Source organism: Segatella salivae DSM 15606 (assembly GCF_000185845.1).
Lineage (GTDB): Bacteria > Bacteroidota > Bacteroidia > Bacteroidales > Bacteroidaceae > Prevotella > Prevotella salivae.
Map to the genome: position 1 here is coordinate 911466 of NZ_GL629647.1, position 2716 is coordinate 914181.

A 2716-nucleotide genomic window follows, 5' to 3' on the forward strand; every position below is an offset into this window, starting at 1 on the left:
TTGATATATACACTATACCTCCCATTACCAGTGAATATAAGATAGATGGTAACATTTCTCTCATTTGCCTTATCATACCAAAACGTAACAACTTCCCTGTATAATAAGAATTAATACACATACTTAAAACAGCTGAGCCAATGCTACTAATGCAAATTGCCATAATACCGAATGGGACCGAGGCTATAAGAAATATTATTATAATTATTTTCTTTATAATCTCAAGACGGAAAAACAAATCTGAATGTCCCTTTGCTTTCAAGATATTTAGATTTAGCACATGAACATGCCACCACATACGTGCAAAACACAACAATTGCAGATAAATAACACATGGTAACCATTTATCTGTTACTAATACTATAACGAGGGGCTTTGCTAAAGCAGCCATACCTATCATTATAGGAAAAACAATGTAAGCTGCAACACGAAGCATCCTTCTAAATGCATTTAATAACAATTCATCATCATTTTGATACTTGCTTAAAATAGGATAAGTTACACTATCTATAACTCCTGTTATGGTCTTTACTGGGAGGTTGGCATAACCATCTGCGCGAGAGTAAAATCCTAAGGCCTTAGCAGAAAAGGCTTTTCCTATCACCAAAGAATAGATATTCTCAAAAATTGTTGCTAAGATAGAAGAAGCAAGTATTTTAGAACCAAACCCAAACAACTCTTTACATGAGTGCTTGGAAAACGATAATTTGGGAAACCAATGCTGGAAATACCAATAAAAAACACACTTTGTAAGCAACATAACAAACTGTGGAATAATCAAGGACCAAACACCATAACCCATAAATGCCATGAAAATAGCAAATAGACCTGACAGAATTGTTGTAGCAATATTTATTACGCTTTTCTTCTTGAACTCAAGGTATATAGATAATCTTACATCTTGAATAGCTACTAAGGAACTAAAAAAGATAATAAGTGAATAGACCCTAACTATCTTTATCAAAAGTTGCTCCTTATAAAAGTCTGCTACTAATGGTGCACTAAGAAACAACAATAAAGAGATAACAAATGATATAGATAAGTTTAGAACAAAAACTGTAGAATAATCCTTTTCTGTTCTATCTTGTTTTTGAATGAGTGCCGTTCCAAAACCTGCATCTACAAATGTATATGATAACAATACAAATATACCAACCATTGCTATCAATCCATAATCTGATGGAGAAAGTAAACGTGCAAGAATCACTCCTTGTACAAATCCAAAAACCTGAAGAGACAATTTCTCCATCATTCCCCAAGCAACACCAGACAGCGCCTTACTACGTACATTATCTCCCATAATTATTTGCTTGATTTAAACCGTTGAATAAAAGACCATATAAATAGATATAATTGATTACCACGTAAATAATTATACCATTTTAGCCCTAAGATTGTACGAAAAAAGCGCTTCATCTTTTGTTTTGATGATATCCCTAACTGGGACAGATTATAATAAGCAGGCTCTGATGAAGACAGCTCTATAAATTTTAAATGCTCTTCAAAACATTCACACACAAAGTCCCAATCCTTCTTATAATTAACCTCTAAAGGTAAAGGAAGATTGGGCTCCCTGCGAATAAGAACCCAATCTAAATAATCATAAACAGTATTACCATAGGGGCACTTTGCATAATTCAGATATTCATAATCTAACATAATTCCAGAAGGATTATATGAAAGCATATCTATATGAATAGAAAGAACGCCAGCTTTTGCTGCCACACTTGCACTCCCTGCCCCAGATACAAAGACATCCATTTTTCTAAGTGCAGCTATTGGCAATGGAAACAAGTATCCTGTTATGAATATTTGAACATTACTCAACAGCTTAAATTTATCTTTGAGAGCATCAACTGTTTTCTCTTCAAAAGCCCCACCAAAGAACACTATCGTAATTTTTTCCTTGTCGTTCTTCTTACAAAAATTAATGAACCCTTCTACTATGGTTGGAAAGAATGGCTTTTCTAATCTACCAATATAACCTATATTATAATCACCTTTAGGGATTAAGGAAGTGATTTTATGTTCATAATCATCCAATGTATTTGTACAAGCACAGCGTAATGCATAACATTCATTTAATTCTAAGGACATATAGCCTTTAAATAAATTCTGCATTACAGGCTTGGTAATACACGCTAATTCATGCCTTACATACTTGAATTTATAGAAATCGATAACTTTCTCTGTTACACGCGAATTTTGTTCATCTAAAAACACAATGATATGCTTTGCACGAATACGTTCAGCTAAGGCTTCTCCCCAATAGTTTGTATAGTCTGTACCCGTTTCTATTATGGTTTCCCCTCGATCTTCTGGAACAAATGATTCAAGATAATCAACTAACTGTTCTCGTTGTTTTTTATTATATTCATTTGGATTATCAAGGATAAAAGGAACATAAGGACCCAAATACTTCTCCATCCCATGAATAAAGACCTTCTCACCCTTATTTGTGGGAATAACAACAACTTGCCATCCCTGTTGTTCCATATAACGTATCTTGTTAGCATAATATATAGGACCACCTGCCACAACATCAGCAAAACCACAAATTATAATATATGTTTTCATCGAACCAATGTTCATGGATTATAAAGTTTGCCTTTATATTTTTTATCTAATAAGTACTTATTCACACGCTCTTCTTTTATTTGAAAACCACTACGTTCATAAAAAGCACGTGCGCTTTGATTATTTTTATCAACTTCAA

The 2716-nt window shown here is 33.4% G+C and carries 2 protein-coding genes; both read right to left on the reverse strand.

The genetic code is table 11. The annotated features are described in order from the left end of the window. The coding region (locus HMPREF9420_RS03780; protein WP_007134118.1) for a lipopolysaccharide biosynthesis protein at nucleotides 1–1300 on the reverse strand (1300 nt) is incomplete at its 3' end. A gap of 2 nt (nucleotides 1301–1302) precedes the next feature. Continuing rightward, nucleotides 1303–2577, reverse strand: coding sequence for a hypothetical protein (locus tag HMPREF9420_RS03785; RefSeq protein ID WP_187116444.1), 1275 nt, complete (start codon nucleotides 2575–2577; stop codon nucleotides 1303–1305). Nucleotides 2578–2716 lie beyond the last annotated feature (139 nt).